Source organism: Rhodococcus sp. KRD162, assembly GCF_017168335.1.
GTDB lineage: Bacteria > Actinomycetota > Actinomycetes > Mycobacteriales > Mycobacteriaceae > Rhodococcoides.
In genome coordinates this window covers 38,085-57,841 of sequence record NZ_JABFAU010000015.1, presented here as the reverse complement: position 1 = coordinate 57,841, position 19,757 = coordinate 38,085, and the positions used below count along the sequence as shown (strand labels likewise).

The following is a 19,757-nucleotide window of genomic DNA, read 5'->3' as shown; positions in this document are numbered from 1 at the left end:
CGTGGTCGTGTTTCGGTGAGTCGCCGCTGGTCCGCCCTCGCCTGGAACGAGTGAAGCTAGCCTTACCGACGCACGGGGACGACCTCTCGAATACCGTTGACACCGGACAGCGTGAGATTTCGAGCTTGTGAGAAGAGGATCAATGACCCGGATTGTGATCATCGGTGGTGGTCCGGCAGGGTACGAAGCAGCGTTGGTTGCCGCTCAGCACGGTGGCGATGTGACGCTCGTGGATTCGGACGGAATCGGTGGTGCCTGCGTCCTCTGGGACTGCGTTCCGTCGAAGACGTTCATCGCGTCGACGGGAATTCGCACCGAGATGCGGCGTGCCAGCGATCTCGGAATCTCCCTCGATCCATCGCAGGCCGCCGTCGCGCTTCCGCAGATTCACGACCGCGTCAGGAGCCTCGCGCAAGCACAATCGGCAGATATTGCGCACCGGGTGACCTCGGTGGGCGTCGAGCTGCTGGCGGGTCGCGCCGAAATGATCGACAGTCAGGTCGGTATGGCGTCGCATCAGATCAAGGCTGTGTTGGCGGACGGTGAGGAGCGCATTCTCGACGCCGACGTGGTTCTCGTCGCCACCGGTGCCCGGCCCCGCGTGCTCGCGGGCGCGGAGCCCGACGGTGAGCGAATTCTCAATTGGCGTCAGCTCTACGACCTCGACGGACTGCCCGAGCATCTGGTGGTGGTCGGATCGGGTGTGACCGGTGCCGAGTTCGTCTCTGCGTACACCGAGATGGGCGTCAAGGTGACAGCGGTGTCGAGCCGTGACCGCGTTCTTCCGCACGAGGACGAGGATGCGGCACTGGTGCTCGAGGACGCGTTCAACGAGCGGGGTGTGACCCTGGTCAAGCATGCCCGCGCCGATTCGGTGGTCCGGACCGAAAACGGTGTACTCGTGACGCTGTCGGACGGGCGAACCGTCGAGGGAAGTCATGCGCTGATGACGGTCGGATCGGTTCCCAACACCTCCGGTCTCGGCTTGGAGAACGTCGGAATCGAGCTGGACAAGGGTGGCTATCTGCGGGTCGACCGCGTATCGCGCACCGCGGTCGCCGGTATCTACGCTGCCGGTGACTGCACTGGGTTGCTACCGCTGGCCTCGGTCGCCGCGATGCAGGGACGTATCGCGATGTACCACGCGCTGGGGCAGGCAGTGAGCCCTATCAAGCTCAAGACCGTGGCCTCCGCGGTGTTCACGCGGCCCGAGATAGCGTCGGTGGGTGTCGCGCAATCGGCCATCGACTCCGGCGACGTTCCTGCGCGCACCGTGATGTTGCCGCTCACCACCAATCCCCGGGCGAAGATGAGCGGGCTCAAGCGCGGTTTCGTCAAGATCTTCTGCCGTCCGGCCACCGGTGTCGTCATCGGCGGTGTGGTGGTCGCTCCGAGTGCGTCGGAGTTGATTCTGCCCATCGCGATGGCGGTACAGAACAACCTGTCGGTCAACGACCTGGCGAACACGTTCTCGGTGTATCCGTCACTGTCGGGATCGGTCATCGAGGCTGCGCGTCAGCTGATGGCACACGACGATCTGGACTGATCTCACAATCTGAGAAGTACGTTTCATATTTCGGTTTCACATGAGACAGTCGAGAGGCGGACACACCCGTCCGCCTCTCCTCGACTCAGCGGATCCGCGGGCCGTTTCCCCATTCCTGCTGCCCCGGAGTCTGTTTCATGTTCCCTTCACACCCCAACCCCGGCCTGGCCAGACGTGCCGATTCGCTCTCGAGCTCCGCGATCCGTGACCTCCTCGCTCTCACCGCGCGCGAGGACGTCATCAGCCTGGCCGGTGGCCTGCCGGCAACGGATCTGATTCCGGTGGAGCGCCTCGCAGCGGCAGCCGAGGCCGCGCTGCGGACCCCGGATGCCGTCCAGTACTGCGAGACTCGCGGCCACGGCACACTGCGCAGCGTGCTCGCGGCCAGAGAAAGCGCTGTGCGGGGTGGCGCGGCGGTTCCGGTGGAGACCGTGGTCGTCACGCACGGATCGCAACAAGCGCTGACGCTGCTGGCGCAGGCTCTTGTCGATCCAGGAGCCGTCGTCGTGGTCGACGAACCCGCGTATACCGGTGCGTTGCAAGTGTTCTCGATCGCCGAAGCGCAGATCGTGGCCATCCCGATCGACGCCGATGGAATGGACACCGTCGAGCTCGAACGACGATTGAGGGCAGGACTGCGTCCGGCGGTGGTCCACACCGTGGCCAACTTCCACAATCCCCGCGGGGTCACGATGAGCGATGGGCGGCGACGGCATCTCGCCGCACTGGCCGAACGCTTCGGCTTCTGGGTGATCGAAGACGACCCGTACGGTGAGATCTGGTTCGCCACCGAGAACTCCGCTACGTCCGGCGCGGGCGCTCCGCCGCTGCCGATCGCGTGTCACAGCGACCGCGTCATCCGGCTCTCCAGCGCCTCGAAGATCCTGGCTCCGACGCTGCGCGTCGGGTGGTTCGTCGCCCCACCTGCGGTGTGCGCGGCGGTGGAACTGCTCAAACAGGGTGCCGATCTGTGCGGTTCCTCGATGACGCAGCTCATGACGGCACACATGCTGGCCGATACCGCATGGACGGACACCCACCTGGCCACCCTCCGGCACCAGTACTACTGCCGTGCAACAGCATTGACGGCTGCTCTCGCGACCGAGTTCGGGCAACGCCTCACCGTCTCCCGACCCGCGGGAGGAATGTTCGCCTGGGCCACCTTCGAAGACGAGACCGACACTTCCGAGCTGCTCGGCGTTGCTTTGGACCACGGCGTCGCCTTCGTGCCCGGCACGGCATTCGCCGCCGCCGAGCAGTATCGGCACTCGCTCCGGCTCAGCTTCGCAGGCTCGACCCCGCCGCTGCTCACCGACGCCGTGCAGCGACTGGGATCGGCGCACTCGGCGCTCGCGTACGCGCACTGAACGGCAGGCAGCCGCTGTCCACAGGTTCTGCGCGGGGCGCAGAAGGGGCGGTAGCCTGACATCCACGCGGTGCACGAGGATTTTCGACGGAGAGGGAGCCTGAACGTGAGCAACCGATCGAACACGAAGTTCCTCGGACCGGACCAGCGGGTAGAGGCCTGGGACCAACTCGGATCGGAACAGTTCGACGTGGTGGTCGTCGGCGGCGGCGTCGTCGGCTCCGGAGCAGCCCTCGACGCGGCGACACGAGGACTGAAGGTAGCCCTGGTGGAGGCGCGAGACTACGCGTCGGGAACGTCTTCTCGCTCGTCGAAGATGTTCCACGGTGGGCTTCGTTACCTCGAACAGCTCGAGTTCGGGCTCGTCCGCGAGGCCCTGCACGAGCGGGAACTCTCGCTGTCCACACTCGCCCCGCACTTGGTCAAACCACTGAAGTTTCTCTTCCCGCTCACCCACCGCCTCTGGGAGCGCCCGTACATCGCGGCGGGAATCTTTCTCTACGACCGGATGGGCGGGGCCAAATCGGTGCCTCAGCAGAAGCATCTGACGCGGTCCGGCGCGCTTCGTATGTCGCCCGGCATCAAGCGAAAGTCGTTGATCGGCGGAATTCGCTACTACGACACCGTGGTCGACGATGCCCGGCACACGATGACCGTAGCCAGAACAGCCGCTCACTACGGCGCGGTGGTGCGAACATCGACCCAGGTCGTCGGGTTCCTCCGTGAGGCCGATCGGATATCGGGTGTGCGAGTCCGGGATTCGGAAACCGGAGCCACCACCGAGGTACGCGGACACGTGGTGATCAACGCCACCGGCGTGTGGACCGACGAGATCCAGTCGCTGTCCAATATGCGTGGTCGTTTCCGAGTGCGCGCATCGAAGGGCGTGCACATCGTGGTGCCTCGGGATCGGATCGTCAGTGAGAGCGCCATCATTCTGCGCACCGAGAAGTCCGTGCTGTTCATCATCCCGTGGGGTGCGCATTGGATCATCGGTACCACCGATACCGACTGGAATCTCGATCTCGCACACCCGGCCGCCACCAAAGCCGACATCGACTACATCCTGGACGAGGTCAACGGCGTGCTCATCACTCCGCTCACCCACGACGACATCGACGGCGTCTACGCAGGCTTGCGACCATTGCTGGCAGGGGAGAGCGACGAGACCTCCAAGCTCTCACGCGAGCACGCGGTCGCACGGGTGGCACCCGGGCTCGTCGCCATCGCAGGCGGCAAATACACGACCTATCGGGTGATGGCCGAGGACGCAGTCGATCTGGCTGCCGAGGACATTCCGGTACGGGTGGCATCGTCGATCACCGAGAAGGTGCCGCTGGTCGGGGCCGACGGCTACTTCGCGCTGGTCAATCAGGCACCGCACCTGGGCGAGAAGTACAACCTGCATCCACATCGGGTGACCCATCTCCTCGATCGCTACGGCTCCCTGATCGACGAGGTTCTCGCCTTGGCGGACGGCAAACCCGAACTGTTGCAACCGCTCACCGATGCACCCGCATACCTGCAGATCGAGGTCGTCTACGCCGCGGCCGCGGAGGGTGCGCTGCACCTCGAGGACGTGCTAGCGCGTCGTACCCGGATTTCCATCGAGTACTCGCACCGGGGGATGAACTGCGCGGGGCAGGTGGCGGCGTTGATCGCACCGATCCTGGGATGGGACGAAGCGATGGTCGATCGTGAGGTCGAGACGTACCGGGCCCGCGTGGAGGCCGAGATCGAATCGCAGCGTCAGCCCGATGACGAGTCTGCGGACGCCCTGCGGGTGGTCGCTCCCGAGGCCCGCCAAGAAATTCTCGAGCCGGTGCTCGCCACTCCACCGCCGGAGGGGTAGTACTCCCCGCACGTTTCCCCTCGCACCGTCCACGTTCGCCCGTCCTCGGGCGTGCACTGCAGCGGACCTCACGGCGGAGCTACGGCGTCTGTGTGGACAGCTTGACCGCCGCGTAACGGACGGAGCCATTCGACGTAACCGCTGCTCTCTACCTTCTGTGGCATCGACTTCGGACATTCGATCCGGACGGAAGCCGTGAAGATGGGGAGGTCCATTACCGATGACCAGCACTCTGGAACGTGACGAGAAGGCCGAGGCACTGGACCTACGGGGACACTGGATTCACAACTGGGAACCGGAGAACGAGACTTTCTGGAACTCGATCGGTCGTCCGGTCGCACGCAAGAACTTGATCTTCTCGATCTTCGCCGAACACATCGGCTTCTCGGTGTGGCTGCTGTGGAGCATCGTGGTGGTTCAGATGACGGTCGGAGCCGACGGTTCAGCCGGTCCATCGGGCTTCGCGCTGTCCACCAGCCAGGCCCTGTGGCTCGTTGCCGTGCCCAGTGGGGTCGGTGCCGTGCTGCGACTTCCGTACACGTTCGCGATCCCGCTGTTCGGTGGCCGCAACTGGACCGTCATCTCGGCGCTGCTGCTGCTGATCCCATGCCTCGGGCTCACCTGGGCGGTGTCCAATCCCGGTATCGACTACGGGTTGCTGCTTCTGATCGCCGCCACCGCAGGCTTCGGCGGCGGTAACTTCGCCTCGTCGATGGCCAACATCTCGTTCTTCTACCCGGAGCGCGAAAAGGGCTGGGCACTCGGACTGAACGCGGCAGGCGGAAACATCGGTGTCGCCGTGGCTCAGAAAGTCGTGCCGCTGCTCGTCGTCGCCGGTGGCGGCGTCGCGCTGACCCGCGCCGGCCTGCTGTACGCCCCACTCACCGTCGTCGCCGCAGTGTTGGCATTTCTGTTCATGAACAACCTCGCCGAGGCGAAGGCAGACGTCAAACCAGTCCTGGACTCGTTGAAGCATCAGGAGACCTGGGTGATGTCGTTGCTGTACATCGGCACCTTCGGATCGTTCATCGGCTACTCCGCGGCGTTTCCGTCGCTGCTCAAAGCAGTCTTCGATCGCGGCGACATCGCCTTGACATGGGCGTTCCTGGGCGCAGGCATCGGTTCGATCGCCCGTCCACTCGGCGGCAAGCTCGCAGACAACATCGGCGGCGCGCGCATCACGGCGGTCAGCTTCGTCATGTTGGCGGTCGGTGCGGCCGGAGTCCTGGCCGCCGTGAAAATGGTCAACCTGCCGTTCTTCTTCGCGGCCTTCATGTTTCTGTTCATCGCCACGGGAATCGGCAACGGGTCGACATACCGGATGATCTCGAAGATCTTCCGGACGAAGGGTGAGGACGCAGGCGGAACGCCGGAGATCATGCAGCACATGCGTCGTCAGGCCGCAGGCGCGCTCGGCATCATTTCCTCGGTCGGTGCCTTCGGCGGATTCATCGTGCCGCTGGCGTACGCCTGGTCCAAGAGCACCGTGGGCAACATCGAACCCGCCCTGTGGTTCTACGTGTTCTTCTTCGTCGCTCTACTGGTGGTGACCTGGTACTTCTACATTCGCAAGAGCACCCGCATGGGCCAGGCAGGCGTCTGACGCCCTCGACCCCACAGCCGTGTGATCTGCCGACCCCGGGGGGGTCGGCAGATCACACTCGGTGCAGGGCACCCGGTCGAACCAGAGTGCGCGGTGCGCGAGCGGCAACCGCGCCGGACGCGGCCATCATCAGCAGAGTGAGTATCGCAAGTGTCAACATGGAATCCATGGTGATCGGAAAAACTGTGAGCAGGCTTGGTTCCTACTGATAAGGAGTTGTCAGGTCGGCCGCCGTTGGCAGTACGGGCAGTAGTAGATCTGGCGTTCTTCGAGCGGGTTGTCGCCGAGGAGGCCCAATTCGATAGTGGTTCCGCAGCGTCGGCACGGTTTGTTCTCGCGGCCGTACACCCAGAAATGCCGGCCGGGTCGCCGATCTCCGGTGGTGACCCGCTGGTTCCGGTTCTTGTTCGCCGTGATCGTTCGATGCGAGAGGTCGATCATCTTCTGTAGGTCGCCCGCCTGGCCTACCGGGGTGCGGGGGTCGACGCCGCGGAGGAAGCAGATCTCGTTGCGGTACACGTTGCCGAGGCCTGCAATATTTCGCTGATCGAGCAATGCAAGTCCGACGGGCCGAGCAGCGTCGGCCGCCAACCGGGTCAGGGCGAGGTCCGCATCCCAGTCCGCACCCAGCAGATCCGGCCCGAGATGGCCGACGGCCTCGTCCTCGTCGTCGAGGATGTCGAGCACTCCGAGTTCGAAACCGATGGCTTGCGCGTTCGCGGTGGTCAAGATGATGCGGGCCTGAAACGCCGGGCGACGCCACCGCGCACCGGGTGCGTAGACGTGCCAGGTGCCCTCCATCTTCAGATGCGAGTGAATCGACCAGCCCCCGACTCGAATCAGCAGGTGTTTTCCGCGTGAGGCAACCGAATCGACAGTCTCTCCGGTGAAATCGACTGTGGCGTATCGCGGTACGCGCACATCACAGGAGGTCAGCTGCTGTCCTTCCAGCGCCGCACGCAAGGTGTTGGCAGCGCGCCAGACGGTATCGCCCTCGGGCATCGGTGTCCTCTCTGGTGCTTCCGGGTGTCACGGGCCGGTCGGTGTCACGGGCGATTCAGCGGCGGAGCCGAAGACCTCGGGGAGTCGCCGAGAAGCCTGCCGCGGTCAGGGTCTTGGCGAAGTCGGTCCCGTGGATGTCGTGCCCGTCGATGCGTTCGACGAGCAACTTGTCCACTCCGCCGCGTCGGACCGTCGCTGCCAATGCAGTTGCCGCAGCACCGATGTCGTCAGGATTCTCGCCGAACGTCAACACCGACTTTCCGCCCCGCTCGACGAACATCGTCAGTTCGCCCCGGACGAGCACGACCAGTGCTCCGGCCTTGCGGCCCGGGCGGTGCTTGGTGGTCTCGTCCGTCCTCTCTCCGAGACCGTGGTATGCGCCCCCGGCTTTCGGCCAGGGCAGCGCCGCGCCGTACGGGTTGGCCGGATCGCACGAGGCCAGCACCACTGCGGCGGCCTCCTTCTTCGGTTCGTCGTAGCTGCGCAGCCGATCCACCACATCGGAGGTGGAGAACTGAGCGCCGCCGAGCGAGTCGACGAAATATCCACGACGGCACCGCCCCGAGTCCTCGAAGCCGGTGAGAACCTTGTACATGGTGGCGAATCCGCCGGGGACGCCTTCGTTCATCACCGAACCACGGGTGAGGACTCCATAGCGTTCGAGCAACACATCGGCGGTGGCGTGCGCACGCACCGTGGGATCGGGTTCGAGTTCAGGCAATCTCGACCACCGACCGCCGGCGGTGGGCGGGCCCGTTCTGGTGGGCAACGATGGTCGCTCGAATTGACGATACGAGCGTAAACGTGGTGTGCGACGGGGTGATCGATGGCTCGGAGCCGATCGGGTTGCCGTCGAGTTCAACAGAGCACGCAGCGGGGCGAACGTGTCGTTGCTCAGGCGCCCGGCCCATACCAACTCCCACAGTGCGCTCTGCAGCGCCGAGTCGTCGGTGCTACCGACATGGTCGGAGAGCTGGCGGAAAAAGTACGCGCCGCCGCCCGCCACAGCATCCTGTACGCGCAGCTGCAGATCGGACAGGTCCGATTCGGCTGCGGCCGCGAGGGTGAGCGGCGCGGTCTCGGCCATGTGCAAGCTCACCCAACCGTCCTTCGACGAGATCGCTCCGTGACCCGACCACAACACTTCACCGGTGGAGGTCAGCTCGTCGAGCATCGCCGGGGTGTAGTCGGTCACCCGCGCTGCGAGTACCAGCGATTCCCAGGCCGATGCCGGAACCGGTACGCCCGCAAGTTGTTCGATGACGGTGGCGACACCGTCGATCCCGCTCAGCCGTCGGCTGTCGACGTGCTGCCAGGAGGGAAGGAACCGGCCGAGCGTGGCGGTCGAGACCGGCTCGACTTCGTGCCTGGCGGCCGCGAGCGACCGCCGTCGTACCCGCCTGAGTACCTCGGCATCGCACCATTCGCTACCGGTTGCGCCGGGTCGAAATTCGCCCTCGACGACGCGTTTGTCCACGGCCAGTCGGCGCAGCACATCGCGCACCACCGCGGTGCCGACACCGAATCGCGCCGCTGCGTCCTCGAGGGCGAACGGGCCGTGGGTTCGGGCGTACCGGCTGATCAGATCCACCAGTGGGTCGTCGACGGGTTCGATGAATGCGGCGGGAGTGCCGATGGGGAGCGGTACACCCAATGCGTCGCGCAGCCGAGCCGCGTCCTCGATGGCCGTCCACCAGTGCTTGCCGGCGAACGAGACCTCCATCGCCCGCTTGGCATCGGCGAGTTCGGTGAGCCACTGCCGACATTCGTCGCCGTGGGTGCGCAGGCCGACTTCCTCGACGGTGAGTGGTCCGAGCAGCCGCAGGAGATCGGCCACTCCTTCGATGTCCTTGGCGCGGCGGTCCTCGGGGAGACGTTGCAGTTCGCGTTCGGTGGCGGTGATGACGCCCTCGTCCAACAACTCTCGCAGTTCGACGCGTCCGAGCAGCTCGGCCAGGAGCGCCGAATCGAGCGACAGGGCGGCGGCTCGGCGTTCGGCCAGCGGGCTGTCACCCTCGTACATGAACGCGCCGACGTAGTTGAACAGCAGTGAATTCGCGAACGGGGACGGCGACGGCGTCTCGACATCGACGATCCTGATCTGACGCCGACCTATTCGGGCCAGGATGTCCTCGAGCGCGGGAAGGTCGTAGACGTCCTGCAGGCACTCGCGGACGGTTTCGAGAAGAATCGGGAATGTCGGGTATTTTCGTGCGACGTCGAGCAATTGGGCGGAGCGCTGCCGCTGCTGCCACAGCGGCGCACGCTTGCCGGGGTTGCGGCGGGGGAGAAGCAACGCGCGCGCAGCGCACTCACGAAATCGAGAGGCGAACAGCGCCGATCCGCCGACCTGCTCGGTGACGATGTCGGCGATCTCGTCGCGCTCGAACACGAACAGTTCCGCCCCGGGCGGTCGGTCGTCGGTATCGGGGAGCCGGACGATGATGCCGTCATCCGAGGCCGTCGGCGCGGCGTCGATACCGTAGCGCTCGATCAGTCTCGCGCCTACCGCGAGCGCCCACGGGGCATGTACCTGCTGGCCGTACGTCGAATGCAGCACCAGACGCCAGTCACCGAGTTCGTCACGGAACCGCTCGACGATCATCGTCTTGTCGGTGGGAAGTTGGCCGGTGGCCTCGAGTTGTTCGTCGAGCAAGGCGATCAGATTGGTGACCGCATTGGTATCGAGACCGTCGCTGCTCAACCGCTCGGCGAGATTGCCGCGGTCGGTGGTGCTGCGCAGGAATTCGCCGAGAGCTCGGCCCAATTCGGCCGGTCGGCCGAGTCCGTCACCGTGCCAGAACGGGAGCCGGCCGGGTTGCCCGTACGCCGGGCTGACCAACACTCGGTCGTGGGTGATCTCCTCGATGCGCCAGCTGGTCGCACCGAGCGCGAACACATCACCCACTCGTGATTCGTAGACCATCTCCTCGTCGAGTTCGCCTACCCTGGACTGCTTTTCACCCACCATGTACACGGTGAACAGTCCGCGGTCGGGAATGGTGCCGCCCGAGGTGACGGCCAGTCGTTGTGATCCGGGGCGGCCGGTGAGGGTATTGGCGTCGCGGTCCCATACGAGCCGTGGGCGGAGTTCGGCGAACTCGTCCGAGGGGTAGCGGCCCGAGAGCAGATCGAGTGTCGATTCGTAGGCCGACCGGGGAAGTGTGGCGAAACTGCCTGTACGACGTACCGATTCGAACCAGTCCTCGGCATCGATCGGTTCGAGTGCGCACGCTGCAACTGTCTGCTGGGCCAAGACATCGAGCGGGTTGGCGGGTACGAAGAGCGCCTCGATCTTGCCCGTGGTCATGCGTTCGACGGTGACCGCGCAGTGGATCAGGTCGGTGCGGTGTTTGGGGAACAGGACGCCTTTGGAGATCTCGCCGACCTGATGCCCCGCGCGCCCGACGCGTTGCAGCCCGCTTGCCACCGATGGCGGTGCCTCGACCTGGACGACCAGGTCGACTGCGCCCATATCGATTCCGAGTTCGAGGCTGCTGGTGGCGACGACGCACCGCAATCGTCCGGTCTTGAGATCGTCCTCGATCAGTGCGCGCTGATCTTTGCTGACACTGCCGTGGTGTGCTCGGGCCAAAACCGGATCGGCACCGTGGTTGACGTCGGTGGACGCGCCGATCTGTGACGGCGGCCGGTGCTGCGTCTCGACTCCGACCCCGATGCGCTCGGTGTACACCTCGTTCAATCGCGCCGTGAGGCGCTCGGCGAGCCTGCGCGAGTTGGCGAACACGATGCACGAGCTGTGTTCGAGGATGAGATCGACCATCTTCTCCTCGACGTGCGGCCAGATCGATCCCTGCGTCGGAGGAGCGGCGGAGGTGTCGGCATTCGGGTCGCTCACGCCCAGTTCGGTCATGTCCTCCACCGGCACCTGCACGGTCAGGTCGAAGGTCTTCGGAGCGGGCGGGGCGACGATCTCGATGGGAGCTGCCCCGGCCAGGAATCGGCCCACCTCTTCGTGCGGACGCACCGTGGCGGACAGGCCGATACGTTGGGCGGGCTCGTTCAGCATGCCGTCGAGGCGTTCGAGCGAGATCGCCAGATGTGCGCCGCGTTTGGTGCCGGCGACGGCGTGTACCTCGTCGACGATCACCGTATCGACCTCGGAGAGAATCTCTCGCGCCGCCGAGGTGAGTATCAGGAACAGCGACTCCGGAGTGGTGATCAGGATGTCCGGGGGAGTTTTGATCATGTGTCGGCGGTCGGCGGCGCTGGTGTCACCCGACCGAACTCCGACCGAGATCTCGGGTGGGTCGAGGCCGAGCCGCTTCGCGGTCTGGGTGATACCGACCAGAGGTGCGCGGAGGTTGCGCTCGACGTCGACGGCCAGAGCCTTGAGCGGGGAGATGTAGAGAACCTTGGTCTTGCGTGTGCTGTCCGCACCGAGTTGTGCCAGCTCGTCCAGCGCCCAGAGAAACGCAGAGAGGGTTTTACCCGAGCCCGTCGGGGCGACCACCAGGGTGTGAGAACCGCTCGAAATCGACGACCACGCGCCCAGCTGCGCAGAGGTGGGGGCCGGAAAAGCTCCGTCGAACCACTCACGGGTGGGCTGAGACAGCTTCGCCATCACCGACGACTCGTGCCCTGTGTCGGTGCCGTCGGGCGTCCCCGTGCCGATGCTGTCGCTGGCCATCTCACTATCATGCCCCCGGGCACCGACAGGTAATCCCCCGCGCAGCTCCGGTTCAGGGGTCGGTGTCGATTCGGTCGATCCGGGTACACCCTGCCCATGACCGACGACCAAGAGATCATGCAGAAGATATCCGCGAAACTCGACGCTCTGCTCGGCAGCAAGTCCACCGGCCTGCAGAACGAGGTACCTCCCGGGGCCAGCGTCCAGTCCGACGAGGACGACGCCGAGCAGGGGCCGATCGGCCGCGACTATCACCTGGCGAGCAAGTACGCGCAAGCGCTCGCCATCGACGAACCCCAGGTGATCGATCGCGAGGAATTCGATCGACTGGTGGCCGAGTACGGCTGAAAAGGCCTGCCCCGGTCGACGACGTCGAACCTGGCGTCGGTGGTGGTACCGGATCTACAGTCGATGAGGTGACCGAGCGCAAGAAACCGGGAGTCACGTTCGAGTCCTGGGTCGACAAGCAGATTCGCCAGGCGCAGGACGAGGGTGCCTTCGAGGGGCTCGCGGGCGCAGGCAAGCCGATACCGATCGGCGATCCTGCGGACGAATTGTGGTGGGTTCGCGGCTATCTGAAGCGGGAGAATCTGCCTGCCGACGCGTTGCTGCCCACTGCCCTGCAGCTGCGCAAGGAAATCGAGCGGCTGCCGTCCACGTTGATCGACATCCGACGTGAAGAGTCCGCGCGAGAGACCTTGAACGAGCTGAACGCTCGCATCGTGGACTGGATTCGGTTTCCGACACCACCGATCGTGCCGCTCGGCCCGGTGGACGTGGAGGTCTGGCTCGACAAGTGGCGAACGAACCGGGCCGAGGTCGATCGGCTCGAGCGCACGCAGCTGTCGCAGTCGGCCGGGCCCCGCGCCGCGACCCCGGGCCAGCCGGGAACGTCGTGGCGGACGCGTATTCGCGAGGCCCTCACCTGGTGGCGCTGACCGCCCGTGTCGTGCACAGGGCAAGAGCCTCGGCTGCGGTCGACGCGTAGGGAATATCGGCGGTTCCCTCGGCCCGGGTCCTCGGCGGCAGCAGCCCGTCGCTGTGGTCGGGTTCTTCCATAGTTTTCCAGCCGGTCGCTCGCCTGAGAATCCCGCTGATCAGCGTGTCCACCGCGTGGCGGGTACCGCTGCGCACGGTCACCGGGACGGTCTCGAGTTCTACTCGAGCGAATCGTAGGGCCGCGTCGATGGCCTCGGTGGTCTGCGCTGCCGAGGACCGACCTCGCGGACCGGTGCTGAGTCCGTGCCCGGGCAGGTCGAGGACCACGACGTCCACGCCTGCGGCGGCAATATCGGCAGCCAGCGTGGTCAGATAACGCGCGTGCGTGCCCACGTCGGCGAGGAGTACCACCGACCGGGTGGATTCGGTGGGCGCTCGATGGATCTCCGCGTGCACGCTGCCGTCACTGGTATCGAGTTGTCGATGTTCCACCGACAGGGCTGCGATCGCCGAGCGCGACAATCCGACGGCTTCGGAGGCCGGACGAAGCGCCGCTTCGCAGGCGATACCGCGTGTGAGAGCGTCACCGCGTCGCAGCAGTGACTTGCCCTGCAACAGGATCATCATCGCGGCGCTCTCGTGCGCGGTCAGTGTCGGTGCCCAGCCGGTGGCGCGTCCGAGTGCCGAGGAATCGACGATGGGTTCACCGGGTGTGACCCACTGGCCCGAGAAGGGTGTCAGGCCGAGCCGAAAGGCGATGTCGGCCACCCGGGTGGCCGCTTTCTGGGGTACGTCGAACATCAGCTGGCCCTGCATCGCGGCAAGCTCGCGCACTCCCACCCAGTCCACCGGACCGAGGTTGTACGGACCGACGAGATCGGTTTTGGCCGCACGATGGAACGCATCGGCCATGTCGTCCTGGTACAGGAATTGATACGATGCGCGATCCGCTTCGGGAAACGCTCCGACCGGACCGGTGAACTGGTCGATTCCGTCGTTCGCGAAGTCGGGTCCGACGATGTAGGTGCACCGCAGCATCGAGATGGCCATCGCTCCGGGGTGTCTACGTAGCCACCACTCGGCGTAGTGCTCCACCTCCGCCTTGTCGTAGAAGTAGTAGCGATTGGGATCGCCTGCAGGATAAGTGTTCTCGGTGAGCGGCTCCGGAGCGATATCGGCCCCGTATGCATTGATGCTCGACGCGATCACCACCCGCGACGCGCCCGCTCGATACGCGGAGTCGATCACGTTCCGCGATCCACGCAGGTTGATGTCGTGAGTCTCGGCCTTGTCTCGAAGTTCCTCGACCACGAATGCCAAATGCAGCACCGCGTCGCATCCGGCGAATATTTCCTCGAGGTCCGGAGAGCGAATATCCGAGCGCACCGAGGTGAGCTTGGGATGGACGAGACGGGCCGGCCGGCGAGCAATTCCGACGACCGTGTCCACCTCGGGATCGTCGAACAGTGTCGGAAGGATCGCGGCCGCGAAGTCGCTGGTGGCTCCGGTGACTGCGATGCGTAGACCACCCGGCTGCTCGCTCATGACGGTAGTCCTGCGACCGCTTCCACTATCTGCTCGGTCGCGGTGGCCAGTTGCTGCTCGGTGTGCGTGGCCATCACGCACAAGCGAAGCAGAGCACCGGATTTCGGCACCGCTGGGTGCAATGCCGCGCTGGTGAATATTCCGCGGTCGTACAAGGTCTTCCACAGGCCCATGGCGACGAGATCGTCGCCCACGTGCAGTGACACGATCGGTGAGGCAGTATCGCCGGTGGGCGTATCGGACCGTCCGGCCACATCGAGGCCGGCCGATTGCAGTCCGCCGCGAAGGATTTCGGCATTGTCGAGGACCCGTCGAGCGCGATCCTTGCCCTCGTCACTTCGGATCAGACGGACCGAGGCCAGAGATGCACCGACGGCTGCGGGAACACCGGAGGTCGTGAACAGAAATGCGCGGGCCTTCACGCGAAGCGTGTCGATGAGGTCGCGGGAGCCGGTGACGAAGCCGCCGGTGGAGCTCGGGCTCTTGGACAACGACGCCATTGTGACGTCGACGTCTTTTCCGATCCCGAAAAGTTCAGCGGCTCCGGTGAGTTCGCGTCCGTAGACCCCGAGGCTGTGAGCTTCGTCCACCATCAGCGCTGCGTGGTAGCGCAGGCACAGATCCGATACCGCATCGAGCGGTGCGAGATCGCCCTCCATCGAGTACAGGCCGTCGACGATCACCAGGACAGCTCCGTCATCGATGACGGGCTGCTGGAGTTTGGCCTCGAGATCGGCCATGTCGTTGTGCCTGAACTTGACGACCGTCGCGCCGGACAGCGTACTGCCGTCGCGAATCGAGGCGTGCGCCGCCGAATCGACGATCACGGTATCCCCAGGACCGACGATCGCGCTGATCGTGCCCAGGTTGGTTTGATAGCCGGTAGTGAACACCAGGGCGTCGTCCGTGCCGTGCCACTGCGCGATTTCGTGCTCTAGCTCGAGGTGCAGGTCCAGGGTGCCGTTGAGTAGCCGGCTTCCGGTCACTGCGCTACCGAACGTGTCCAACGCGCGCTGGGCACCTTCTACGACCTTGGGGTGGTCGGCGATGCCGAGGTAGTTGTTGGAGCCCAGCATGATCTTGTCCTTGCCTTCGACCCGTACGACCGGCCCGACGGCGGATTCCATCTTCCGAAAGTACGGGACCACGTCCGCTTCCCGTACCGCGCGAAGCAGGTCGACTCGTTCGTCCCCGCCGAGCCGCTTCATCAGTCTGTTGACAGCCATAATCGACCAGAACTCCTTACAGAGTCAGATTGCAATTTTCGCGAATTCTGAGGTAATTCGTAGCGGTGGCGTCGACCGATGGGTATCGAGGCGAAGAATATTCGTCGGTGGTTTGCGTGGTAAAGATCTGAACAGGCCGTTGGAAAAGAGCAGCAAAAGTATGTGAGTAGTCTCTTTGTCTCGGCGACCTTTAAAGAAACTTTACGTTTATCCATGCTGGTCGCGGGGTATCGTTGACGGTCAGCGCGAATTCACCTGCTTCAACGCCAGACTGAACACCACCAGTACATGACTGATTTGTCGCACTCAATCATTGACACAAGGAGATTAGCTATGACTGCCCTTATGGTGCGCGAAAGAGAAACTCTGGAGCAATACCTTCCGGGTTTGTGGGCGTATCTGGACCAGACGCCCCTCGCGCAATTGGAAGCTCGAGATTCCGACGCAATCGACAAATTTCGTGAGTTCGGCGGAACTGGCTTGGTCGTTCCCGCCGAGCTCGGTGGCTTGGGCGCACCGGCCATCGACGCGGTTCGTGCGCAGCGGGCCATCGGGTCTCGCTCGCCCTCGCTCGGCGCGGGAACCACGATGCACCACCTGTCGGTTGCCTCGCTGACGGAGTTCGCGCGCGGTGCCACAGACGACGACCGGGCGCTGATCAAGGCTCTGATCGATCAGAAGGCAATTGTCGCCTCGGGATTCTCCGAGGGCGTCACCGGTGGGAGCGTGTTCATCCCGACGATGACAGCGGTGAAGAAGGGTGACAACTACATCGTCAACGGAAGCAAGAAGCCGTGCAGTCTGGCTCGCTCGATGGACATGTTGACGTGCAGCGTCGAGATCGATTCCGGCGAACGTGCGGTGGCGCTGATTCCGTCGAGCCTGCCCGGGATGAGCGTGAAGCCGTTCTGGACCACCGACATACTGGCCGGGGCACAGAGCGAGGAAGTAGTGCTCGAGGACGTCGAGGTTCCGGTGAGTCTCGTCCTGCCCAACAAAGAAGACGATCCCGACGGCGTGCACGAGATGACGGGCTATCTCTGGTTCGGAATGTTGATCTCCGCCAACTACATCGGGGCAGCGACCTCCCTGCTCGAGCGGATGATCGAGCAGGACAAGGGGGACTACGAGGGGTACGTGCGGGCGGCTGCCGAATTGGAGACATCCATGGCGGCGATCGAGAATGTAGCCAGGGCCTTCGACGAAGGTGAACGCGGGCAAGACATCTCGGTCCGATTGCTGTTCAATCGGGTAGCGATTCGCGATGCGTTGGTGCGCGGTAGTTCGGCGGCGGTCGAATCTCTCGGTGGGATCGGGTTCATCAAGTCGCCGGAGATCGGCTACATCGCAGCGGCGTTGCATGCCTTCGCATTTCACCCACCATCACGACGGTCGATCTCGGAGACTCTCGCTCGGTTCCACGCCGGCGACGAGTTCGCCTTCGTGAAGTAGCGGCCTACTGCTCTGCTTCTCGCTCCTCGTCGGCAAGCTTGTCCTCGCCGCGGTTCCGGAAGAACTTGAATCCGGGAATGCCGATGACGGCTCGTCGGACGTCCTTGGTCACTCCGAGCAGCTCGTGGATCTCGGGCGACACCGTGTCGAGGGTGGTGAGGATGGGAAGCAGAGCCTCCATGTGGTCGAGGAGCCCGGGTAGCTGATCGACCATCGCGATCGCAGCGTCGACCTCGTTCTCGGACAGGTTGTCGACGAATCTGCGCGCCATGGGTGCAGATTTCTCGGCGATAGGACCGAACGACTCGATCACACTCAATGCGCTCTCGGAGGCGGCCGATGCCGTCGTGACCACAGCGTCCGCGGCACCGGTCGTTCGCTCCACCCTGGCCACGACCGCGTCGGCGGAGTCCACCACGGCGTCGATCCGTGTCATCAATGTCTCTATGTTGCTCAACAGTGCTTCGATTCGGCCGGGCAGGGTAACCGCCAACTCGGTCGTGGTCAGCAACCAACTCGCGCCGACCCTGGCCACCGCGACTCCGCGTCGGAGCACCGTTTCGGTACCGAGGGGATCGGGGAGGACCACGCCTGCCAACACCAGAGCCATAGGAGCGACAATGCCATACCGACGCAACGCACCGAGTGCCGTTAACCTCGACCTATGAGAGCCCTCGTCACCGGTGCCAGCGGATACGTCGGGTCACGACTGGTGGCAGCCCTCCTCGCCGAGGATGTCGACGTCGTTGTCGTGTCGCGCACGCCCGCGAACCTACGCGCTTTCGACTACTACGACTCGGTGACCGCGGTCGCCCTCGACGTGACCGACGAACAGTCCTGCGCGGCGGCGTTCGAGGAATCAGGTCACATCGACGTGGCCTACTACCTCGTGCATGCCATCGGCGAATCCGACTACCGCGCCCAGGACCGTAGGTCTGCCGAGCAGTTCGCCGCCGCCGCGGCCACCGCGGGAGTAGGCCGAATCGTCTATCTCGGCGGATTCGTACCCGACGACGATCGGCTCTCCGAGCATCTCGCGAGTCGAGCAGACGTCGGGGAAGCGTTGACGGTCGACGGCGTCGAGTTGGTCTGGCTGCGGGCGGCCATCGTCCTGGGTGCCGGGTCCACCTCGTACGAGATGTTGCGTTACCTCGCCGACCGTCTGCCGGTGCTCCCTCTCCCGAGCTGGCTCGACGAACCCGTGCAGCCCATCGCCATCGACGATGTGCTGCACTACCTGGCCGCATCGGCCGATCCCGAGACAGTTCCCGCGGGTTCCTACGACATCGGCGGGCCGGACGTGGTGCCTTACCGCGATCTGGTGTTCGCCTACGTCGAAGCCGCCGGTCTCCAACGCATCGGCGTTCCGGTGCCGTTCGTTCCGACCTCGGTCGCAGGCAAGGTGATCGGCAGAATCATCCCGGTGCCTGCCGGGCTCGCCGAGGACCTGGTGGGTTCCTTGCACAACACGATGACCACATCCGAGAGCCGCATACGCGCACTCGTCCCCGACCCGCCTCTCGGTCTGACCACCATCGCAGACGCCATGGCCCGCGGTGTCCTCGGTCAGGTCGGGGAGCCTCCCGGTGTCTGTGCGCTCAAGGATCCGCTTCGGCTCGCGAACACCGACGCAGCATGGAGCGGCGGCGACGCACTGGGAGTCCGGCGACGCGGTGTCGCGGCATCGTCCGATGGCACCTGGGGTCTGATCGAAGCTCTCGGTGGCCGTCGGTTACTGGCCTCGAAACCCGTTGCGGCCGCAGTACGCACCAACCTCGACGTGGCGGCCGGTGTGAATCGACGTGTGAGTTCCGCCCTGCGTCGGCTGACCGATACCGAGGAGGCCTGATGGGAACGTGGTCGACGACCGCGCTGAACGTGATGAAATCCGCTCTCGTGGACCCGGTGGAGCGGGACCACAGAGAATCCGACGCCGCGTTCCGCAAGCGGCGAATCATCGTGTTGATCACGTTGGTGATCGGCGCCACGGTGCTCTACTTCTCACTCCAGGTCGAGCCTGGGGACCCGTCCTTCTACACGCTGACGCTGCTGTTGGCGGCGGTCTGGACGGTGGGCGGATTATTGTCCGGCCCGCTGCACCTGGGGCGGATAGTGGTCGGCGGGTCGATCCGGCGACCGATTGTCACCCCCATTCTGATCGGTCTCGCCGTCGGTGGGGTGTTCATGCTCGGCGGCCTCGTGGTTCGACAGATACCGCCGCTGGCAGACTTCACCGAGAATGTGCTCGCGCACGCCAGGACGGGTTCGCTGGTGCTCATCGTGTTCATCACCCTGCTCAACGGCGTTGCCGAGGAGATCTTCTTTCGCGGGGCGTTGTATGCGGCAATCGGAATCAGGCATCCGGTCGTCATCTCGACGGTCATCTATGCCATCGCCACCCTCGCCTCGGGCAACCCGATGCTGGGCTTCGCCGCAGTGCTGCTGGGGTATGTGATGGGCCTGCAGCGACGGGCCTCCGGCGGAATACTCGCCCCGATCCTCACCCATGTCAGTTGGTCGGCAGTGATGGTTCTCGCCCTTCCCCCACTGTTCATGTGACGACAGGTGGGCGAAA

Annotated in this window: 14 protein-coding genes; 9 read left to right on the top strand and 5 right to left on the bottom strand. The window is 64.7% G+C overall.

Features of this window, described 5'->3' with window-relative positions:
• Nucleotides 1-142: 142 nt before the first annotated feature.
• The 4 genes from J1M87_RS21035 to J1M87_RS21020 all read left to right on the top strand — a co-directional run bounded on the left by J1M87_RS21035 (nt 143) and on the right by J1M87_RS21020 (nt 6,367).
• Nucleotides 143-1,546 (top strand): NAD(P)H-quinone dehydrogenase, encoded by a 1,404-nt coding sequence (locus J1M87_RS21035; protein ID WP_206491673.1) that lies wholly within the window; start codon nt 143-145, stop codon nt 1,544-1,546.
• A gap of 137 nt (nt 1,547-1,683) precedes the next feature.
• Entirely contained in the window at nt 1,684-2,913 is a 1,230-nt protein-coding gene (locus J1M87_RS21030) for a PLP-dependent aminotransferase family protein (RefSeq protein ID WP_206491671.1), read from the top strand.
• Nucleotides 2,914-3,018: 105 nt separating this feature from the next.
• On the top strand, nt 3,019-4,764 hold the full coding sequence (locus J1M87_RS21025) for a glycerol-3-phosphate dehydrogenase/oxidase (RefSeq protein ID WP_206491669.1): 1,746 nt from the start codon (nt 3,019-3,021) through the stop codon (nt 4,762-4,764).
• Nucleotides 4,765-4,984: 220 nt separating this feature from the next.
• The gene (locus J1M87_RS21020; RefSeq protein ID WP_206491667.1) at nt 4,985-6,367 is read left to right on the top strand and encodes a NarK family nitrate/nitrite MFS transporter; all 1,383 of its coding nucleotides are present in this window, start codon (nt 4,985-4,987) and stop codon (nt 6,365-6,367) included.
• A gap of 219 nt (nt 6,368-6,586) precedes the next feature.
• Here the strand turns inward: J1M87_RS21020 and J1M87_RS21015 are convergent, their stop codons facing one another.
• Nucleotides 6,587-7,369, bottom strand: coding sequence for an Fpg/Nei family DNA glycosylase (locus J1M87_RS21015; RefSeq protein WP_206491665.1), 783 nt, complete (start codon nt 7,367-7,369; stop codon nt 6,587-6,589).
• A gap of 55 nt (nt 7,370-7,424) precedes the next feature.
• Nucleotides 7,425-11,954 (bottom strand): ATP-dependent helicase, encoded by a 4,530-nt coding sequence (locus J1M87_RS21010; RefSeq protein WP_206491955.1) that lies wholly within the window; start codon nt 11,952-11,954, stop codon nt 7,425-7,427.
• 162 nt (nt 11,955-12,116) lie between these two features.
• Between J1M87_RS21010 and J1M87_RS21005 the strand changes: the two genes are divergently transcribed.
• Nucleotides 12,117-12,368, top strand: coding sequence for a modification methylase HgiDII (locus J1M87_RS21005; RefSeq protein ID WP_206491663.1), 252 nt, complete (start codon nt 12,117-12,119; stop codon nt 12,366-12,368).
• Nucleotides 12,369-12,436: 68 nt separating this feature from the next.
• Nucleotides 12,437-12,958 carry a DUF1992 domain-containing protein gene (locus J1M87_RS21000; RefSeq protein ID WP_206491661.1) on the top strand — a complete coding sequence of 174 codons (522 nt, stop codon included), beginning with the start codon at nt 12,437-12,439 and terminating at the stop codon, nt 12,956-12,958.
• Here the strand turns inward: J1M87_RS21000 and J1M87_RS20995 are convergent.
• Both J1M87_RS20995 and J1M87_RS20990 read right to left on the bottom strand, forming a co-directional pair.
• Nucleotides 12,942-14,504 (bottom strand): NAD-dependent epimerase/dehydratase family protein, encoded by a 1,563-nt coding sequence (locus J1M87_RS20995; RefSeq protein ID WP_206491659.1) that lies wholly within the window; start codon nt 14,502-14,504, stop codon nt 12,942-12,944. The two genes, J1M87_RS21000 and J1M87_RS20995, sit on opposite strands and share 17 nt — an antisense overlap.
• Nucleotides 14,501-15,730: an aminotransferase class I/II-fold pyridoxal phosphate-dependent enzyme gene (locus J1M87_RS20990; protein WP_206491656.1), complete on the bottom strand. Its 1,230-nt coding sequence runs from the start codon at nt 15,728-15,730 to the stop codon at nt 14,501-14,503. Before J1M87_RS20990 ends, J1M87_RS20995 begins: the two co-directional genes overlap by 4 nt.
• A gap of 333 nt (nt 15,731-16,063) precedes the next feature.
• On the opposite strand from J1M87_RS20990, the gene J1M87_RS20985 reads away from it, so the two are divergent.
• Complete coding sequence (locus J1M87_RS20985) at nt 16,064-17,182, top strand: acyl-CoA dehydrogenase family protein (protein ID WP_206491655.1); 1,119 nt, start codon at nt 16,064-16,066, stop codon at nt 17,180-17,182.
• Between the two features lie 4 nt (nt 17,183-17,186).
• Here the strand turns inward: J1M87_RS20985 and J1M87_RS20980 are convergent, their stop codons facing one another.
• Nucleotides 17,187-17,792, bottom strand: coding sequence for a ribulose 1,5-bisphosphate carboxylase large subunit (locus J1M87_RS20980; protein WP_206491653.1), 606 nt, complete (start codon nt 17,790-17,792; stop codon nt 17,187-17,189).
• A gap of 54 nt (nt 17,793-17,846) precedes the next feature.
• On the opposite strand from J1M87_RS20980, the gene J1M87_RS20975 reads away from it, so the two are divergent.
• Together J1M87_RS20975 and J1M87_RS20970 are read left to right on the top strand one after the other, a co-directional pair.
• Nucleotides 17,847-19,031, top strand: a complete 1,185-nt coding sequence (locus tag J1M87_RS20975; RefSeq protein ID WP_206491650.1) for an NAD(P)H-binding protein — start codon at nt 17,847-17,849, stop codon at nt 19,029-19,031.
• Nucleotides 19,031-19,741, top strand: a complete 711-nt coding sequence (locus J1M87_RS20970) for a CPBP family intramembrane glutamic endopeptidase (protein WP_206491648.1) — start codon at nt 19,031-19,033, stop codon at nt 19,739-19,741. Before J1M87_RS20975 ends, J1M87_RS20970 begins: the two co-directional genes overlap by 1 nt.
• Nucleotides 19,742-19,757 lie beyond the last annotated feature (16 nt).